The 16,351-nt window shown below is 65.8% G+C and carries 14 protein-coding genes; 3 read left to right on the forward strand and 11 right to left on the reverse strand.

The annotated features are described in order from the left end of the window. Nucleotides 1-42 precede the first annotated feature (42 nt). Nucleotides 43-3,171 carry a TonB-dependent receptor gene (locus AC5P6E_RS05645; protein WP_495230768.1) on the reverse strand — a complete coding sequence of 1,043 codons (3,129 nt, stop codon included), beginning with the start codon at nucleotides 3,169-3,171 and terminating at the stop codon, nucleotides 43-45. A gap of 423 nt (nucleotides 3,172-3,594) precedes the next feature. On the opposite strand from AC5P6E_RS05645, the gene AC5P6E_RS05650 reads away from it, so the two are divergent. Beyond that, on the forward strand, nucleotides 3,595-4,155 hold the full coding sequence (locus AC5P6E_RS05650; protein WP_019337717.1) for a fasciclin domain-containing protein: 561 nt from the start codon (nucleotides 3,595-3,597) through the stop codon (nucleotides 4,153-4,155). 96 nt (nucleotides 4,156-4,251) lie between these two features. On the opposite strand, the gene AC5P6E_RS05655 is transcribed toward AC5P6E_RS05650, so the two are convergent. Together AC5P6E_RS05655 and AC5P6E_RS05660 are read right to left on the reverse strand one after the other, a co-directional pair. Further along, nucleotides 4,252-4,464, reverse strand: a complete 213-nt coding sequence (locus AC5P6E_RS05655; protein WP_010485683.1) for a hypothetical protein — start codon at nucleotides 4,462-4,464, stop codon at nucleotides 4,252-4,254. 106 nt (nucleotides 4,465-4,570) lie between these two features. Further along, nucleotides 4,571-5,752 carry a serine hydrolase domain-containing protein gene (locus AC5P6E_RS05660; protein WP_019337718.1) on the reverse strand — a complete coding sequence of 394 codons (1,182 nt, stop codon included), beginning with the start codon at nucleotides 5,750-5,752 and terminating at the stop codon, nucleotides 4,571-4,573. A gap of 294 nt (nucleotides 5,753-6,046) precedes the next feature. Here AC5P6E_RS05660 and AC5P6E_RS05665 point away from each other — a divergent pair, with 294 nt between their 5' ends. After that, nucleotides 6,047-7,294, forward strand: coding sequence for an arsenic transporter (locus AC5P6E_RS05665; protein ID WP_019337719.1), 1,248 nt, complete (start codon nucleotides 6,047-6,049; stop codon nucleotides 7,292-7,294). Between the two features lie 24 nt (nucleotides 7,295-7,318). Here the strand turns inward: AC5P6E_RS05665 and AC5P6E_RS05670 are convergent, their stop codons facing one another. The 5 genes from AC5P6E_RS05670 to AC5P6E_RS05690 all read right to left on the reverse strand — a co-directional run bounded on the left by AC5P6E_RS05670 (nucleotide 7,319) and on the right by AC5P6E_RS05690 (nucleotide 12,751). Further along, nucleotides 7,319-8,752, reverse strand: coding sequence for an OprO/OprP family phosphate-selective porin (locus AC5P6E_RS05670; protein WP_019337720.1), 1,434 nt, complete (start codon nucleotides 8,750-8,752; stop codon nucleotides 7,319-7,321). A 134-nt stretch (nucleotides 8,753-8,886) separates the two neighbouring features. Then, nucleotides 8,887-9,663, reverse strand: a complete 777-nt coding sequence (locus tag AC5P6E_RS05675; RefSeq protein ID WP_005409726.1) for an ABC transporter permease — start codon at nucleotides 9,661-9,663, stop codon at nucleotides 8,887-8,889. Further along, complete coding sequence (locus AC5P6E_RS05680; RefSeq protein ID WP_019337721.1) at nucleotides 9,647-10,480, reverse strand: ATP-binding cassette domain-containing protein; 834 nt, start codon at nucleotides 10,478-10,480, stop codon at nucleotides 9,647-9,649. The genes AC5P6E_RS05675 and AC5P6E_RS05680 overlap by 17 nt, the downstream gene beginning before the upstream one ends. A 14-nt stretch (nucleotides 10,481-10,494) precedes the next feature. Beyond that, nucleotides 10,495-11,553, reverse strand: coding sequence for an ABC transporter substrate-binding protein (locus AC5P6E_RS05685; protein WP_019337722.1), 1,059 nt, complete (start codon nucleotides 11,551-11,553; stop codon nucleotides 10,495-10,497). A gap of 76 nt (nucleotides 11,554-11,629) precedes the next feature. Next, nucleotides 11,630-12,751 carry a 4-oxalomesaconate tautomerase gene (locus AC5P6E_RS05690; protein ID WP_019337723.1) on the reverse strand — a complete coding sequence of 374 codons (1,122 nt, stop codon included), beginning with the start codon at nucleotides 12,749-12,751 and terminating at the stop codon, nucleotides 11,630-11,632. A 109-nt stretch (nucleotides 12,752-12,860) separates the two neighbouring features. Here AC5P6E_RS05690 and AC5P6E_RS05695 point away from each other — a divergent pair, with 109 nt between their 5' ends. Further along, complete coding sequence (locus AC5P6E_RS05695) at nucleotides 12,861-13,763, forward strand: LysR family transcriptional regulator (protein WP_010485668.1); 903 nt, start codon at nucleotides 12,861-12,863, stop codon at nucleotides 13,761-13,763. A gap of 61 nt (nucleotides 13,764-13,824) precedes the next feature. Here AC5P6E_RS05695 and AC5P6E_RS05700 read toward each other — a convergent pair whose 3' ends face one another. From AC5P6E_RS05700 to AC5P6E_RS05710, 3 genes are all read right to left on the reverse strand, one after another. Beyond that, complete coding sequence (locus tag AC5P6E_RS05700; RefSeq protein ID WP_019337724.1) at nucleotides 13,825-14,205, reverse strand: hypothetical protein; 381 nt, start codon at nucleotides 14,203-14,205, stop codon at nucleotides 13,825-13,827. A gap of 276 nt (nucleotides 14,206-14,481) precedes the next feature. Next, nucleotides 14,482-15,366: a methylenetetrahydrofolate reductase gene (locus AC5P6E_RS05705; RefSeq protein ID WP_019337725.1), complete on the reverse strand. Its 885-nt coding sequence runs from the start codon at nucleotides 15,364-15,366 to the stop codon at nucleotides 14,482-14,484. Further along, nucleotides 15,366-16,280, reverse strand: a complete 915-nt coding sequence (locus AC5P6E_RS05710; protein WP_019337726.1) for a LysR family transcriptional regulator — start codon at nucleotides 16,278-16,280, stop codon at nucleotides 15,366-15,368. The genes AC5P6E_RS05705 and AC5P6E_RS05710 overlap by 1 nt, the downstream gene beginning before the upstream one ends. Between the last annotated feature and the right edge of the window lie 71 nt (nucleotides 16,281-16,351).

The raw sequence follows: 16,351 nt of genomic DNA on the forward strand, positions 1-16,351 counted from the left end.
TGGCGGGCAGCGGTGCCGTGCCGGACGCGTCGGCAACCAGGCTCAGAACTTGTAGCGGACGCCCAGCATGTAGCGCGGGCTCTGGTCTGCCAGCTTGACGATCATCTGCGACGTGCGCGAGCGCCACCGCACATCCTCACCGGTCAGGTTGATCGCCTCCAGGCTGAAGGACCAGTGGTCATCGAGCGCGTAGTTGACGCTGAGATCCCACTGCTCGTACGGCTCCACATAGTACGGATTGCGGCTGGAGCCCTGGTTGGCCAGGATCAGGTACTGATCGCGCCAGTTCCATGCCAGTCGCACCGACCACCCGTACTTCTCGTACATCAGCATGGCGTTGGCGGTGTCGCTCAGGCCGGTGAGCGAGAACTGGTCGATACCCGGATCGCCGCCGTTGTTGTAGCCGACATCACCTTTCACCACCGTGTAGTTGGCCAGTACGCCGAACCCGGTGTCACCGAAGAAGTACTGCCCGCCCAGCTCCCAGCCGTGCAGCTTGGACTTGTTCTGGTTGATCGGGCGATTGACGTTGAACTGGTACAGCGGATCGTTGGCCTGCCCATACAGATCGTAGGCCGCTTCGGTGGCCAGGACCTGCGCATCGGTTCCGTTGTAGGCGCCCAGGCCGGCAGGATTGTTGCGCAGCAACGCCAGTGCGGTGAACAGCGAGGTGTCGTTGGCCGAGCAGGCGGCTGCGTTGGCCGGCCCGACCTGGGCGACGCAGGCGCCGCTGGTCAGGAAGTCCAACGCCGCCCGCGCATCCGGCCCGGAGGTCGGGTCGGTGAGGCCGTACAGGCTTTCCTGGACGACGGTGTTGCCGATGAAGTTGCTGACCGACTTGTTCCAGTAGGTCAATGACACATAGCTGGCATCGGCGAAGTACCACTCCAGCCCCAGATCGAGGTTGTCCGATTCCAGCGGCTTCAGGCTCGGGTTCTGGGAATTGCCGCTGGCGCGGGACGAGGGATCGATCAGCACCGAGCCGAACGGTTGCTGGGCCCCGGGTCCTGCATAGAGATTGCCGTACGGCGCGCGGGCGATGCTTTTGCCGAACGACACACGGCCCTTCAGTTCCTCGGTGAGGTCGATGCTGAAATCAAGGTTGGGCAGGATGTAGCTGTACCGCGCCTTTTCCGTGAAGGGCTGCTGCTCATCGGACAGCACGATGCGGAAATCGTTGTTGGCCTGCCACTCGATGGACTCGGGAACGGCAATGACCGAGGTCGACACCACGTCGGTGGTTTCATAGCGCACGCCCAGGCGCGTGTTGGTGCGCATGCCGCCCAGTTCCCCGTCCAGCTCTACCTGGAAGTACGCCGCCTTGGTCTTCTCTTCCACGAAATTGTCGGCCGCGCGTTGCGGGTTCACACCCAGACCAACGCCGTACTCGCGCGACGCCCATTGCGCGAGCTGCCCGGCATTGCCGCGCCAGGCCGGCCAGCTGTTTGCACTGTAGTCGTCGAACAAGCCGACGATGCTGACCGGTTGAAGCAGGTCCATCAGGCCCGCGGCGGTATCCCGGTCCACGTTGGCCACGCCCCAGTCACCCAGGGTGGAGTAGGCCTCGGCGGCCTGGATGCGGTGGGTGGTGGACTTGTTGGTGTCCACGCCGAACTGGAAGCGGCCGTGGTCGAAGTTCCATTCGCCATCGACGCGCGCCTGCTTGATCTCGCTGATCTGGGTCTGCGCGTTGACGCGCAGCACCTGCGTGCCAACCTCGCCTTCCTGGAAGCCCGGATTGACCACGCCATTGGTCCCGGCGACCGCATCGGCGGTGCTGGGATACCAGACCTGGGTGCCAACCGGCAGGCCATTGTTGAAGTTCAACTCCTGCACCCAGGAGCCACCGCAATGCGGGCCACGGGTGCAGTTGTTGGTGCCGGCGATGCTCATGAAGATCGAACCACCGCCGGTGAGCGGGTCATTCGGGCGGCTCTCGTTCTTCGAGTTGTGCGCATCGAAGCTGAGCTTGAAGCGGTCGCTGACATTCCAGACGGCATTGAAACCCAGCGAACCCAGCTTGTATTCCTGCATGCTGCGCTGCTGTTCCAGGCCGAAATCCTTGGTGCCGGCGATTTCACGGATGTATACCGGCGTCGCGATGGCGCCACTGGTGTCGAACTCGACGTTGGTGTAGTTGCTGTTCTGCAGCCACATGCCCTGCTCGCCGCGATTCTCGGTGATTTCGTTGGTCGAGTAGGTGTAATCCACGGTCAGGGTCAGGCTGTCCGTTGGTGCGAACTGCAGCACGGCCTGGCCGTTGACGCGTTCGCGTTCGAATTCGGAGAACGCGTAGCGCAGGTCGTTGGGCCGCGCGTAAAGCTGGCCGACGGCCGGGGCATTGACCACGGTCGGGTTGCCCGGCATCGACCCTGTCCACGGCTGCACGTTCCAGTAGTTCTCCGTGGCCTGCACCGAGCCACCCTTGCGCTTCTGCTGGCTCGCGCTGAGGCTGACGCCAAAGGTCTTTTCCGGATTGCTGTAGCTGAAGATGCCCGACAGCTCCGGTGTCAGGTCATTGTCGAACGGCTGGCTCTGGTCGGAGACCAGCTTCGCCCCGGCGTTGGCCACGATGCCGGCGTGATCGAGCGGGCGCGAGGTCAGGATATTGATCGTCGCGCCGATGCCACCGCTGGGCACCTGTGCCTGGCTGGTCTTGTAGACCTCGATGCCATTGATGGCCTCGGCGGCCAGTTGCGCGAAATTGAAGGCGCGGGTACCGCCGTCGACACCGCCGATGGCCACCTGTCCGGAGGCACCGAACGCGTCCGCGCCCGGCATCTGCCGACCGTTGAGCGTGACCATGTTGAACTGCGGACCGAAGCCACGCGCGGTCACCTGCGCGCCCTCGCCGTCACGGCGCTCGATGGAGATGCCGGTGATGCGCTGCAACGACTCGGCAAGATTGGTATCGGGGAACTTGCCGATGTCCTCGGCGCTGATCGCATCGACCACGCCCGCCGAGTCGCGCTTGATATCCATGGCCTGGCTCAGGCTGTTGCGTATGCCCGTGACCTGCACTGCATCAAGCTGGGTGGGTTGCGACTGGCTCTGCGGCTGCTGCCCGGTCGCCGGTGCGGCGTCCTGCGCAAAGGCGGGATTGATGACCAGGGCACCACCCACGAAGGTGAACATGGCCCGGGACCGGAACTTCGCCAACGCGCGGCTCATGAACCGGACCTCGGGCCCGGGGTGCCACGGAAACTGCAGGTGCTCATGAAAGTCCCCTCTGACATACGATCGAATGGATGTACCGCCCCCTCCCAGGGGCACGCACGGGCGTGGCCCGCATTCCAAACCGAACAGCACGGGTGCTCGGGCACGCCGCGACTTACACTTGCTTTTCAAGCCTGCCAGGACAAACACGCGGCAAAGAAGGCAGCCTCCCGGACCCTGGATCCCCGTCCGACTGGTAGCGCTACCATCGCGTTGCAGAGGAGAGTAATCACCGAGGTTCGCCGTTGTCACCATGCAGCGCAGCAAAACCGGCAGCACGCGAAACAGCTGCTGACTCGGCCGTTGCTGCATCCGGTCACGCTCGCCCGCCGTAGGAAAGATGCCCGCGCTTGCGGGTCATCCAGAAAGGAACGCACCGTGAACGCTCTTCAGCGCATCGCCGCCGCAGTCGGCTTCGCCGTACTCGTTTCGTCCGGCTCCTCAGTTTTCGCCGCCAACACCGTCATCGTGGGCGGGGCAGAAATGTACCCCACCAGGACCATCGTCGAGAACGCCGTCAATTCCAAGGATCACACCACGCTCGTTGCAGCGGTCAAAGCAGCCGGCCTGGTCGACACCCTCAACGGCACCGGGCCCTTCACTGTTTTCGCGCCCACCAATGCGGCCTTCGAAAAACTGCCTGCAGGCACTGTCGATACGCTGGTGAAGCCGGAAAACAAGGCACGGTTGACCCGGATCCTGACCTACCACGTCGTCCCGGGCAGCTACAGTTCGGCCCAGCTTCTGGCCGATGCCCGCAAGCACGGCGGCAAGGCCACCCTGAAGACCGTACAGGGTGAGCCTCTCACCGTGGCGCTCCACGATGGCAAGCTCTGGGTCATCGACGCAAAGGGTGGCAAGGCAGGCATCAGCGTTGCAGATGTCAGCCAGTCCAACGGCGTCATCCACGTGGTCGACACCGTGCTGATGCCCAAGTAAGCGTCCTCATGCAACGGGCATCCGGCGCGATGCCCGTTGCCCGGGCCGGTCATTCCGCCGTCAGCATGCGGATGCCCGGCCGGCATGGCGCAGTGGCTACCACACCGGTCCCAGCAGCTTCGTCACTTCGGCCTCCAGTTTCTGCGCGGCCTCGTCCTGGGAGGCGACCTTGATGCACAACCCCGACTGTGCCGGTCCCGGCACCAGCTGGTAGCGGTTGATGGTGCCGCCACCTTCACCGTCCAGCGCTACCCGCGCCACTACCGTTCGGCCATTGGCGTGGAAGGTCCAGTCCTGATAATCAAACATGCTTCAGTAGGTGTGCGGCCAAGATGTCATCCCACTTTAGGCGGCACGACAGTGAAGAACGCTCCAGGAAGATGTTCAGCGCGCGTGGACATGATGGCGACAGGGCCTATTGCAGTGTCCGCGCCAACTGCAGGACATCGGCGAAGAAGGAGGGATAGTCGTCCTGTGGAGCGCTGTGGGTCTCGCGCCGGTGGATCAGGCGCACTGCGACGACACGCTGTTCCGGAATGATCATCATGTATTGGCCCAGGTAGCCGTTGGCGGCGAAGCCGACGACCGGCCCCCGTGTGATGTCGTAGAGATCGGCAAGCTTCAGCCCTCGCCCGGAGATCTGGCTGCCGTAACGCTGCGACCAGTCCGCGCCCAACTGATCGGCAAGGAAGGCCACCAGCGCGCTGCGGCTTTCGAATGCACGCCCTGCACTGGCCTGCAGTGCGCGCTGCACGTCGTCGTCCACCCTCCTTTGCACCAGCAGATCCTGTAGCCGGGGCTTGAGCTGGTAGCGTTCCCAGGCCGGTACCCGCCACCACAGCAGCCCAACATCTGGCGCACGGGCGCTTTCGGTCGTCATCAACGCGACCGACTGCTCACTCAGGAGACGTTTGCCATCCGGCGCCACGCCTCCTTCCAGCAACAGTTGCCCGATGGCGGCAAGATCGGCCGCGCGCAGGGACAGCCCGGCCATGCCCAGCGGGGTGCCTGCCTCATCCTTCATCCAGGTGTAGTGGGCAATGCCCAGGGGCTTGAAAAGACGCGCGTCCACATAGGCATCCAGCGGCTCGCCTGCCAGGCGCTCGACAATACCGGGCAGCAGGTTGGTGGCCTTGTTGTTGTAGGAGAACACGGTACCCGGGGCATCGCTCAGCTCGGCGGCCAGTGCCAGCCTGACCAGGTCCGGGGCCCCTTCCAGCTCTTCGCCCGCGTTCGCCACGTTCTGCAGGCCCGAGGTATGGTCCAGCAGCATGCGCACGGTAATGGCGCGCTTCCTGCCCTGCTTCCATTCGGGATAGATCTGGCTGACCGGCGTATCGATCGAAGCCAGCTTTCCTTCGTCCAGCAGCAACGCAATGGCGAGCGCGACGACCGACTTGGTGGCCGACATCAGGTGAACCGATTCCTGCCCCGCGGCGGGCTTCAGCTCAAGCAGCGTTTCCCGGTCGTGCATCACCAGGACCGCATCGGAATGCGCGGCGCGCGCGTTGCGCTCGATCGCGGCAAGGGCTTCGGCACGCGTCGCCGCTTGGGTGGGCCCGGCGATGCCGAACACCAGGGCCAGGGCGCAGGACAACCAGCAGGATCTTGGCATCGCAATCTCGTCCAATGAGCGTGTGTGCAGTTTGACTACATGTGTAGTCAAACTGCAGTGCCTGAAGTCATGCCGCGCTTGAGTGCTGAAGGTGGGCTGGGCGCCGCCCCGGCCCACCTGCAGCGCGGTCGACTGCAGCGGTCGCCATGCCGCGCCGCACGGTATGATGCGGCGACCCGGAACCTGCGATGATTGCAGCGGCCGCCCATCCGCTGATCGCGCGCGCCAGGACCCCCTGCGCCGGGGTCGCTGCCGGTGCCGCTGAAGCCCCACTCCATGCTCGCCCCCCAAGCCCCCCTCGTGATCTGGGCAGCGGTCGCCGTTGCCACCATCGGCCTGCTGTTCCGTCCTTTCCGCATCCCCGAATATGTGTGGGCGTTGTGCGCTGCCGCCCTCTTGCCGTTGCTGGGCGCGGTGTCGCTGCACACCGCATGGGGCGCGGTGGCCGAAGGCCGCGACGTCTACCTCTTCCTGGTCGGCATGATGATGCTGGCCGAACTGGCGCGGCGCGAAGGCCTGTTCGATTGGGTGGCGTTGTACGCGGTCCGGCATGCGGGCGGATCCGGGCGACGCCTGTTCGACCTGGTATTCCTGGTCGGCACGCTGGTGACGGTGTTCCTGTCCAACGATGCAACGGCCGTGGTGCTGACCCCGGCGGTCTACGCCGCCTGCAAGGCGGCGCGCGCCAATCCCCTGCCCTACCTGTTCGTCTGTGCCTTCATCGCCAATGCGGCCAGCTTCGTGCTGCCCATTTCCAATCCGGCCAACCTGGTGGTGTACGGCCAGCACATGCCGCCGCTGCTGCAGTGGCTGGCGCAGTTCGCGCTGCCGTCGGCGGCGGCGATCGGTGCCACCTACCTGGTCCTGCGCTGGGTGCACCGGCGCGAGATCGCCCAGCCGCTGGTGGCCGCGCCGGCGCATCGCCCGTTGACCGACGGCGGCCGGCTGAGCGCACTGGGCGTGCTGTTCACCGGCACCGTGTTGCTGGTCACGTCCGCCTTGAACGGGCCATTGGGCCTGACCACGTTCTGCGCGGGCACGCTGACTGTGGCGGTGGTGGCGATCCGCCAGCGGCGCAGCCCGCTGCCACTGCTGCGCCACGTGTCCTGGGGCGTGCTGCCGCTGGTGGCGGGACTGTTCGTGCTGGTGGAAGCGGTGGCGCAGACCGGTGTCATCCAGAGCGCGGCCGACGCCCTGCAGGCCCTGGCGCAGGCATCTCCCCGCCAGGCCAGCTGGCTGGCCGGTGGCGCGGCTGCGCTGCTGAGCAACGTGGCCAACAATCTGCCGGTCGGCCTGGCCGCCGGTTCGCTGGGGCAGATGGCCGACCTGCCGGCGCAGACCCGTGCCGCATTGCTGGTCGGTGTGGATCTGGGACCCAACCTGTCGGTCACCGGTTCGCTGGCGACGATGCTGTGGCTGGTGGCGCTGCGCCGCGAGGGCGAGCATGTCAGCGCGCTCGACTTCCTGCGCGTCGGCGCGCTGGTGATGCCGCCGGCGTTGATCGGAGCGTTGCTGCTGCTCTGATCGGCGCGCGAGCGGCATGCGCTTCTAGAATGCCACCTGCAGGCGGGTATTGAAGGTGGTGCCTTCATCCCTGCCCTGGCCGGTGCCGCTGCGGTTGCGGGTCTGCCAACGGATCGCCTCGAACATCACGCGGCTGAAGTCGTTGAGATACCAGTTCGCACCCAGCGTCCACGCGTGGCCGGTACCGCCACTGGGCAGCTCGGCATAGTCCACATCCTCGTAGCGCCCCTTCAGTTCCCATGCCCCGGCGCCGCCGCGGGTGACAGGATCGGCCACCTTGACCCGGCCCCAGGTGCCGGCCTTGCCCGAATAGGCCGGCCTTGCACCGGCCAGGAACCAGCCAGCCGAAATCGCCCAGGCCTGGTGGTCCAGATCGTAGCGCCCGCTGGCGTCGGCCCCGCGCAGGTTGCGCGTACCCCATTCGCCGGTCGCCCAGGCCGGCCCGAAGAAGCCTGCCAGTTCCGCGCCATGGGCCGTGCTGCGCTCGGCGCCCAGCAGTGTGCCCGGCGCGATCTTGACCAGGTCGTTGAAGTGCCCGGCGATGGCCGAACTGCGGACGACGCCGCTGGCCCCTGCGGCGATCTCCTCGTGGAAGGCCCAGGCCCCCAGGTGCACCGTGACCGCTTCGTTGGCCACCGGGTTCCAATGCACGCGCGTGGCCCAGGTCTGGCTGTCGTTGTCGGTGCCGGTGTTGTTGAGATCGTTGCCGGCCACCGACAGGCTGGCATGCCAGTCCTTGCCGTACACGCGCTCGGTCAGGCCGACACCGAACAGGCCGCGCTGCGGCAGCATCAGCGTGCCGACCACGTTGCGGTCCTGGAACGGCGTGTTGGACGTGCTGCTGGAGCCGTCGATACCCCGGTCGTTGAGGCGGTTGCCCACGGTCAGGTCGGCCGGCAGCCCGAACAGGCGGTGGTCCACGGTGGCGTAGACCGACTTCCACGCCACCGCGTTGTCGGCGAAGTCACCTTCCACCGCCCAGCCGAGGATGCCGTAGCGGCCTTCGGCGCCCAACCGCACCGAGCGGATCTCGGTACCGGAGATGTTGCGGTCACTCACTGAGGATCCATCGGTGCTGGATGCGTCGACGAACAGGCGTCCGCGCGGACGGAACACCACGCTGCCATCGGCACTGCTGAATTCCGGTGCGCCCTTGGACCAGGTGACCTTGGGCGCCTTGGCCTGGCTGGATTCCAGTGCGGCAATGCGGGTGTCCAGCGCGGGAGCCTGCGTTGCGACCGCCGCGCCGGAAGTGCCGCGCCCGCCTTCCACGGCACGCAGGCGCGCCTCCAACTGCTGGATCTGCAGCGCCTGCTGCTGCACCAGGCGTGATAGTTCGGCCTGGCTCAGTGGTGCGGGAGGGGACGAAACAGCCTGGGCGCCAACATGGCCACTGGCCAACAGCAGGCCAAGCGCGACCGGCAGCACTGCCAGCGGCAGCACGGTGGAATGATTCATGGGCTCTCTCTCCGGCCAGCCGGCCCCCTGGCCCGGCGCTGGCCTGTTGCGGTGGTGCGGGGGAAGATCGGGGGAGGAAGTGCGCGCCGCCGGATCGGTCCGGCGGCGCGGCGGGCCGGCTCAGCGCGGCCGGTTCAGCTGGTGGCCTGTGCCTGGGCGTTGGGACGCCAGGTGATCAGCTTGTTCTCGACCACGTCCAGCAGGGCGTCGATGACCAGCACGAAGGCGGCCAGGATGATGATGCCGGCGAACACGCCCACGGCATTGAAGTTGCCCTCGGCCTGCGCGATCAAGTAACCCAGGCCCGCCGAGGCCCCGAGGTACTCACCGATGATCGCGCCGACCACCGCGAAGCCCACCGAGGTGCGCAGCGAGGACAGGATCCAGCTGGCTGCTGCAGGGAAGTAGACATGGCGCAGCAGGTCGCTACGGCTTGCGCCCAGGATGCGGGCATTGGCCAGCACCACCGGATTCACCTCGCGCACGCCCTGCATGGCATTGAAGAACGTGGTGAAGAACACCAGGGTGACCGCCAGCGCCACCTTCGACCACAGGCCCAGCCCCAGCCACAACACGAAAATCGGCGCCAGCACTACGCGCGGAATTGCGTTGAAGCCTTTGATGAAGGGGTCGAGGATACGCGCCGAGCGTCGGCTCAGGCCCAGCCACACGCCGCCAGCCACACCCAGGCCGGTGCCGATGATGTAGCCCAGCGCGGTTTCGGTCAGGGTGATGTAGACGTGCTGGTAGAACGAGGTATCGGACAGCCAGGTCCAGGCCTGCTGCACGATCGCTGTTGGCGAAGGGAAGAAGAACGGATCGATCACGCCCAGCGCGATACCGCCTTCCCAGCCGCCGAAAACGGCGACTACCAGGGCCAGCTGGATGAATTTGTCAGTCTTGGCGTGCATAGCTCTTCTCCACTTCGCCGCGCAGGCAGGCCCAGATGTCGCGGTACAGGTCGGTGAAACGGTCATCCAGCTTGATCTCGGCCACATTGCGCGGACGCTCCAGATCCACGTCGAAGCTGCGCACCACGCGGCTGGCTGGGCCGGAGGACAGCACCACCACGCGATCCCCCAGGGCGATCGCTTCTTCCAGATCGTGGGTGATCAGGATCACCGAGCGCCGGTCCACCTGCCACAGGCGCAGCAGCTCGTTCTGCATCAGGTGCCGGGTGTGGATGTCCAGCGCCGAGAACGGTTCATCCATCAGGATCACCTTCGGCTCGACGATCAGCGCCTGCGCCATCTGCACGCGCTTGCGCTGGCCACCGGACAGCTGATGGGGGTAGCGATGCTCGAAACCGGCCAGGCCGACCTTGGCCAGCCACGCGTTGGCCTTGGCCTTGCGTTCGGCTTCGGGCACGCCGCGGAAGCGCAGGCCGAGTTCAACATTCTGGTAAGCCGTCTTCCACGGCAGCAGCGCATCCTGCTGGAACAGGTAGCCGACCGACTCCTGCACACCGCTGACGGTGCGGCCGTCGATGCTGACCTGCCCGGAAGACGGCTTCAGCAGACCCGCCACGGAATTGAGGATGGTGCTCTTGCCGCAGCCGGTCGGGCCGACGATGGCAAGGAACTCGCCGTCACCCACCTGGATGTCGACATCACGCACGGCGGTGAATTCGCCGAAGGACATGGTCACCTTGTTGAGGGCGACCATGGTCTGTGCAGGCTCCAGCTGCGGCGCGCCGTTGAGCTGGCGCACGGTGGCATTGAGGGCCATGGGGTTACCTCCGCTTACGGTTGGGCCGCCGGCGCCGCAGCGTTGGCACGCTCGACGAAGGCATTGGTGTAGGTCCTGGACAGATCGATGTTGGCCTTGGCCACATCCGTGTTGAACTCGCGCAGCACCTTCAGTGGGGTTTCCAGGTCGGCCGGCGTGAAGTGACCGTCCCGGGTAAAGATCGCGCGGGCGTTCTCCACCGCGCGGGCATAGGTGGCGCGGTCGCCGGAGACGTAGCTGTCCGGCAGGGCCGCGACGATCTCCTCGGCGCTGTTGTCGGCGATGAACTTCAGCGCCATCTGCTCGGCCCGGGCAATCTTCGCGGCCGCCTCCGGTCGCTTGTCCAGGAAGCTCTGGTTGGCGTACATCACCGAGGTCGGGTACAGGCCGCCATAGACCTGGCGGGCGCCGTCATCGCTGCGCGCGTCGAGGAGGATCTTCCCGACCTTGCGCTCGGTGATCAGGGTGGCGGCCGGGTCGTAGTTGACCAGCAGGTCGATCTTGCCCTGCTCCAGCGCGGCGACCGCTGCGGCGCCCGAGCCGACGCCGATCAGCGAGATGCTGTCGGCCGGAACATCATGCTGGGCGAGGAAGTGACGGACGAAGAAGTCCGACGATGAGCCCGGCGCGGTGATCCCGACCTTCTGGCCCTTGATGGTTTCTGGTCGCGCCGGATCGAAGCTGGCATCCTCGCGGCCGGCCATCACCAGCCCCGAATTGCGCGAGAGAAGTACGAAGGCCACCACGTCCTTGCCCTTGGCCTGCATCTGGATGGTGTGGTCGTAGAAGCCGACGGCCACGTCGGTGGAATTGGCCACCAGCGCCTGCAGTACCTTGGAGCCGCCCTGGGCGAAGTTCTCGGTCTTCACTTCGAGACCGACATCCTTGAAATAGCCCTTTGCGTCGGCGATGAAGAACGGCAGGTTGTTGAGGTTGTAGGAGCCGACGCTGATGCGTACCGGTGCATTGTCACCACCGCCGGCGGATGCGCCTTCGGTGCGCCCGCTGTTGCTGCATCCGGCCGCGGCCAGACCAGCCGCGCACAGCGCGGCCATCAAGAACTGCTTGTACATCATCCCTCCCAGGAGTGAAGCATCTACGTTGTGGTGGCGGGGCAGGCACGCCTGTGCCGACCCAGCCGGTTTCAGATCATGCCGCTGACGTCCATTGGCGGTCTTGGGTGCTACTGGCCGTGGCATGCGCGGGCGACGTTGCATATACCCGACCGTCGAACAGCCGGCGTGCGGTGCGGACCACGCTGGCAATCACCGGCGAATCGCCCGAGCTGCGACTGAGACCCACCTCCAGGGCCCCGCTCGGATGTTCGAGGGTAATGCTGCCGGGAACGGACAGGCATCCGACCAAAGTGTGGGCCAGCGTGCCCGGCGTGACGGCGGCGGTGGCCAGGCCGACCGCGCCGGTAATGGCCAGTGCGGTGTGGCATTGGTGCGGCATGAAATAGCGCACCTGCAGATCGCCCCCCTGTTGCGGCGCCGACAGCAGCACCGGCTTGGGAATGACCTTGTTGCCGGCGTCGGCGATGCCCATGCGGGCACCTGCCTCGATGCGCAGCGCTTCCAGCCGGCGCATGAACGCCGCGTCCGCGTTCAGTTCGGCGGGCGAAGCATCACCACGTACGCCCAGGTCTTGGGCACGCACCAACATCATCGGCATCGCGCAGTCCACCAGGCTGACCGGGACGCCATCGATGCATTCCTGCGCGTGCCCGCTGGGCAGCAGCTTGCCGGTGCGGGCGCCCGCGGCATCAAGGAAGGAAAGCCTGACCGGCGCAGCCGAGCCCGGCGCGCCGGCAATGCGCGTATCGCCGCGGTAGACCACGTTACCGCCCGGCGTTTCCACGGTCGCGATGATCAGCTTGCCGGTGTTGACGTTGTGGATGCGCACCTCGGTCTGCGGATCCTGAGCCTGCACCAGCCCCCGCTCGATGGCATACGGGCCCACCGCCGCCAGCATGTTGCCGCAGTTGGGCGAGGTATCCACCACCTGCTGCTCTACCCGTACCTGGGCGAACAGGTAGTCGACATCGGCGTCCGGACGGCTGGAGCGGTCGATGATCGCCACCTTGCTGGTCAGCGCGTTGCCTCCGCCGATGCCATCGATCTGCAGCGGATGCCCCGATCCCATCACTTCCAGCAGCAGGCGATCGCGTTCGGCGGTGTCCGCCGGCAGGTCGCTGGCCAGGAAGAACGGGCCCTTGGAGGTGCCGCCGCGCATGAGCACGCAGGGAATGCTGAGCAGATCGTTGGACATACGTGTGCTAGATTGATGCGTATAGGGGATGAATGACCCCTCTGTGATTCGATACTGGCATGACCCCAATTGATCTGTGAATTGCTGATTTTTTGATGATTGATACCTAATGAGCATCAATTGCGAAATCCTCGATCTGCGTGCGTTCCTGCTGGTGTCGGAGACACGCAGCTTTCATCGGGCCGCGGAAATCCTTCACGTCTCCCAGCCAGCACTCAGCCGGCGGATCCAGAAGCTGGAACAGGCGGTGGGGTCGCCGCTGCTGGAGCGCACCACGCGCAGCGTCAGTACCACCGCTGTCGGCGAGAACCTGCTGCCGCTGGTGCGCCGCATGCTGGAGGAATTCGATGGATCACTGTTCTCGCTGCGCGGCCGCGAAGACACCCGCGGCGCGACAGTGACCATCGCCTGCCTGCCGACGGCGGCGTTCTACTTCCTGCCCAGCGTGATGGCGCGTTTCCACGAAGCGCACCCGAACGTGCGCTTCCGCATTCTGGATATCCCGGCCACGGAGGGACTGCAGGCAGTGGAACGTGGCGAAGTGGAGTTCGGCATCAACTTCATGGGCGCCAACGATCCGAATCTCGATTTCGACGTACTGGCAGAGGACCCGTTCGTGCTGGCGTGCCGTCGCGATCATCCGCTGGCGCGCAAGCGCAAGGTGGAATGGGCCGACCTGGCCGAGCACCAGTTGATCACCGTGCATCGCACCAGCGGCAACCGCACGCTGCTGGATGGTGCGCTGGCGCGCGAGAACCTCAAGTTGAGCTGGCACTACGAAGTGACCCACCTGTCGACGTCACTGGGCATGGTCGAGGCGGGCATCGGGGTGTCGGTGCTGCCGAAGATGGCTACGCCAGATGGGGATCACCCCACCCTGGTGACGCGCGCGATCGGCAACCCGGTGGTGTCACGCACGATCGGCATCGTCCGCCGCCGCGGCGCCCTGCTCTCGCCCACGGCGGAGCGATTCCTGCAGATGCTGATGAGCCAGTGGCGTGGGGAGGCGTGAGCAGCCCCGCAGTTCACGCACCCATCCGTTCCGGCACACTGGGCGCTGACAGGGTCGCCCTTCATGACGAGGCCGCGAAGATCGACGCAATACCTGCAAGCGATCCCACGGCCACCCATGAGAGCGTGGCGAATGCAGTCAGCAGTACCTTCCGGTGGACGGCCTGCGCTTCGTTCTGGGCCTCCGACCGTCGCGCATAGGGCCTGGAGAAACCCAGCAGTTCGCCGGTGACAGTCAACACCCCCATCAGGATCAGTGCGGTCACGCAGAAGCCGAACATGGAGCCTATGAAGGCCAAATGGCGGGTGTCGCCGATAGCCGGCTGAGTCCCGGCCAGGGCTTCCACAAGTTGCCCCGTCCACCGTGCGGGCAGCCAAGCCAGGGCTGCGACAATGCCGAAGTGACTGGCCACGTTGATCCAGAACCAGGATGTGGTCTTCATGACGTCAGCGTTTCCGGTGTTGGCCAGTGGCGGGCATCGTGACGCCTGCGCCAGCCCCGCGCAACGCTGCATGGGGAAGCCAGCCAGCGGCCGGCACTACCAGGTCAATCAGCCTGCGGTTTCCAGCCCCTTGCCTGCCGCATCCATCCGCAACGAGGCCAGGTACCGGCAGTACTTGCCGACGAACATGAGCGGTCCCTTGGTGAGCGGTGGCGAGGGGCCCTCGCCTTGGCGCTCACTATTCGCTTCCGCCCCAATGGCGACCAGTGACAGCTGTCAGTCTTCGTGGATTACGCCGCGCGCACCGCGACCACGCTGCCGGTACTGCTCGATCCACTCCAGCGAGGGCGCAACACCGCCGAACGGGAACAGGTGCGGACTGACCTGGCCATGCGCGCTGGTCAACCCCTTCACCAGGCGATCGACGAAAACCTCCGGCCCCGCCGTTCCGAGCAGGCGGCCGATCGAGATGCCATACCGGGCGAGCATCGATGCACTGGCGCCTACGCCGCACATCGCCGCATAACGCAGCAAGCGGGTGATGCTGGCCGGACCCGGCACACCGACCAGCACCGGAACGGTGATGCCACGCGTGCGCAGTGCATCCAGCCAGGTCAGCACGGTATCGGCATCGAACGCGAACTGGGTGACGATCAAGGGGGCCATGCCGCGTGCTTCTATGCGCTGGCATTTGTGTTGAAGCGCCTGCCAGCGTTCGTCACTGCTCATTACCGGGTGGCCTTCCGGATGCCCGCCGATGGCGGCGACCTTGATACCGTGTCGCTCCAGAAGACCGGTCTCGATGATCGACGCGCTGTCTGCAAATGGTCCGATGGGCGTGGCCAGGTCACCCGCGATCAGCAGGCAACGCGCGACCCCGGCTTCGCCGGCGGTACGTTCCAGGAAGCGTTCAAGCGCTGCGTGTGACCCGATACGCCGCGCGGAGAGATGCGGCATCGGCTCGAAGCCGAGCTCGCGCACCGCGCATGCGGCGGCCAGGCGTGCGTCGTCGTCCTCGCTGGCCAGCCAGGGAATGGAGATGATTGTGCCGCGCGGTATGCGGGCCGCCTCGGCGCGCAGCGCAGGCATGGCTTTCGCGCTGACTTCCAGTGAAAAGGCGTTGATGAAGGCTTCCGCGTGCGCTGAGGTACCGACCGGCATCAGCGCGCCTCGCGTGCATTGCCGGCAAGCGGCGAGCTGTTGCGGGCCAGTTCGATGAAGGCCTGCAGGTAGTCGATACCGGTATCGGCCTCGCGCGCGCCCAGGTAGATCTGCTTGGGGATGCCCTTGGCGCCCAGCCGTACGGGCACCACGTCCATGCGCGTGGCGTACTCCTCCACCAGCCAGCGCGGCATGGCAGCCACGCCGCGGCCGCTGGCCACCATCTGCATCATGATGTCGGTGGTTTCAATGGCCTTGTGGCGCCGCGGCGTGATGCCGGCCGGCAGCAGGAACTGGTTGTAGATGTCCAGGCGCTCGAACGGCACCGGGTAGCTGATCAGCACTTCCTGGCCGAGCTGGCGCGGCTTTACGTAGTCCACCTTGGCCAGGGCGTGGTTGCTGGCCACCACCAGCACCTGCTCGTAGTCGAACACGGGAATGAACTTCAGGCCTGGCTTCAGCAATGGGTCGGGGGTGACCAGCAGGTCGATCTCATAGCCGAACAGCGCGCCGATGCCGCCGAACTGGAACTTCTGCTTGACGTCCACATCCACGTCCGGCCATGCCGCCAGGTACGGCGAGACGATCTTCAACAGCCACTGGTAGCAGGGATGGCACTCCATGCCGATGCGCAGCGCGCCGCGCTCGCCCTGTGCGAACTGGCCCAGCCGCTCCTCGGCCAGGTCCAGCTGCGGCAGCACGCGGTTGGCGACTGCCAGCAGGTATTGCCCGGCCTGGGTCAGCCGCAGGCTGCGGCCTTCGCGCAGCCACACATCGGTGCCGAGCTGCTGCTCCAGCTTTTTCATGCTGTGGCTCAGGGCTGACTGGGTCAGGTTGAGCACGCCGGCCGCGGCGGTGAGCGAGCCCTGCTGCTCAACCTGCTGCACGATGCTGAGGTGGATCCGTTCCAGCATGACGATGAATCTCGCTCATGGATTGGTGAAGTAATACCATTTTACGTCATGGAAGGCACTGACTAGGATCG

The organism is Stenotrophomonas sp. YJH_SMC_16 (assembly GCF_059367875.1).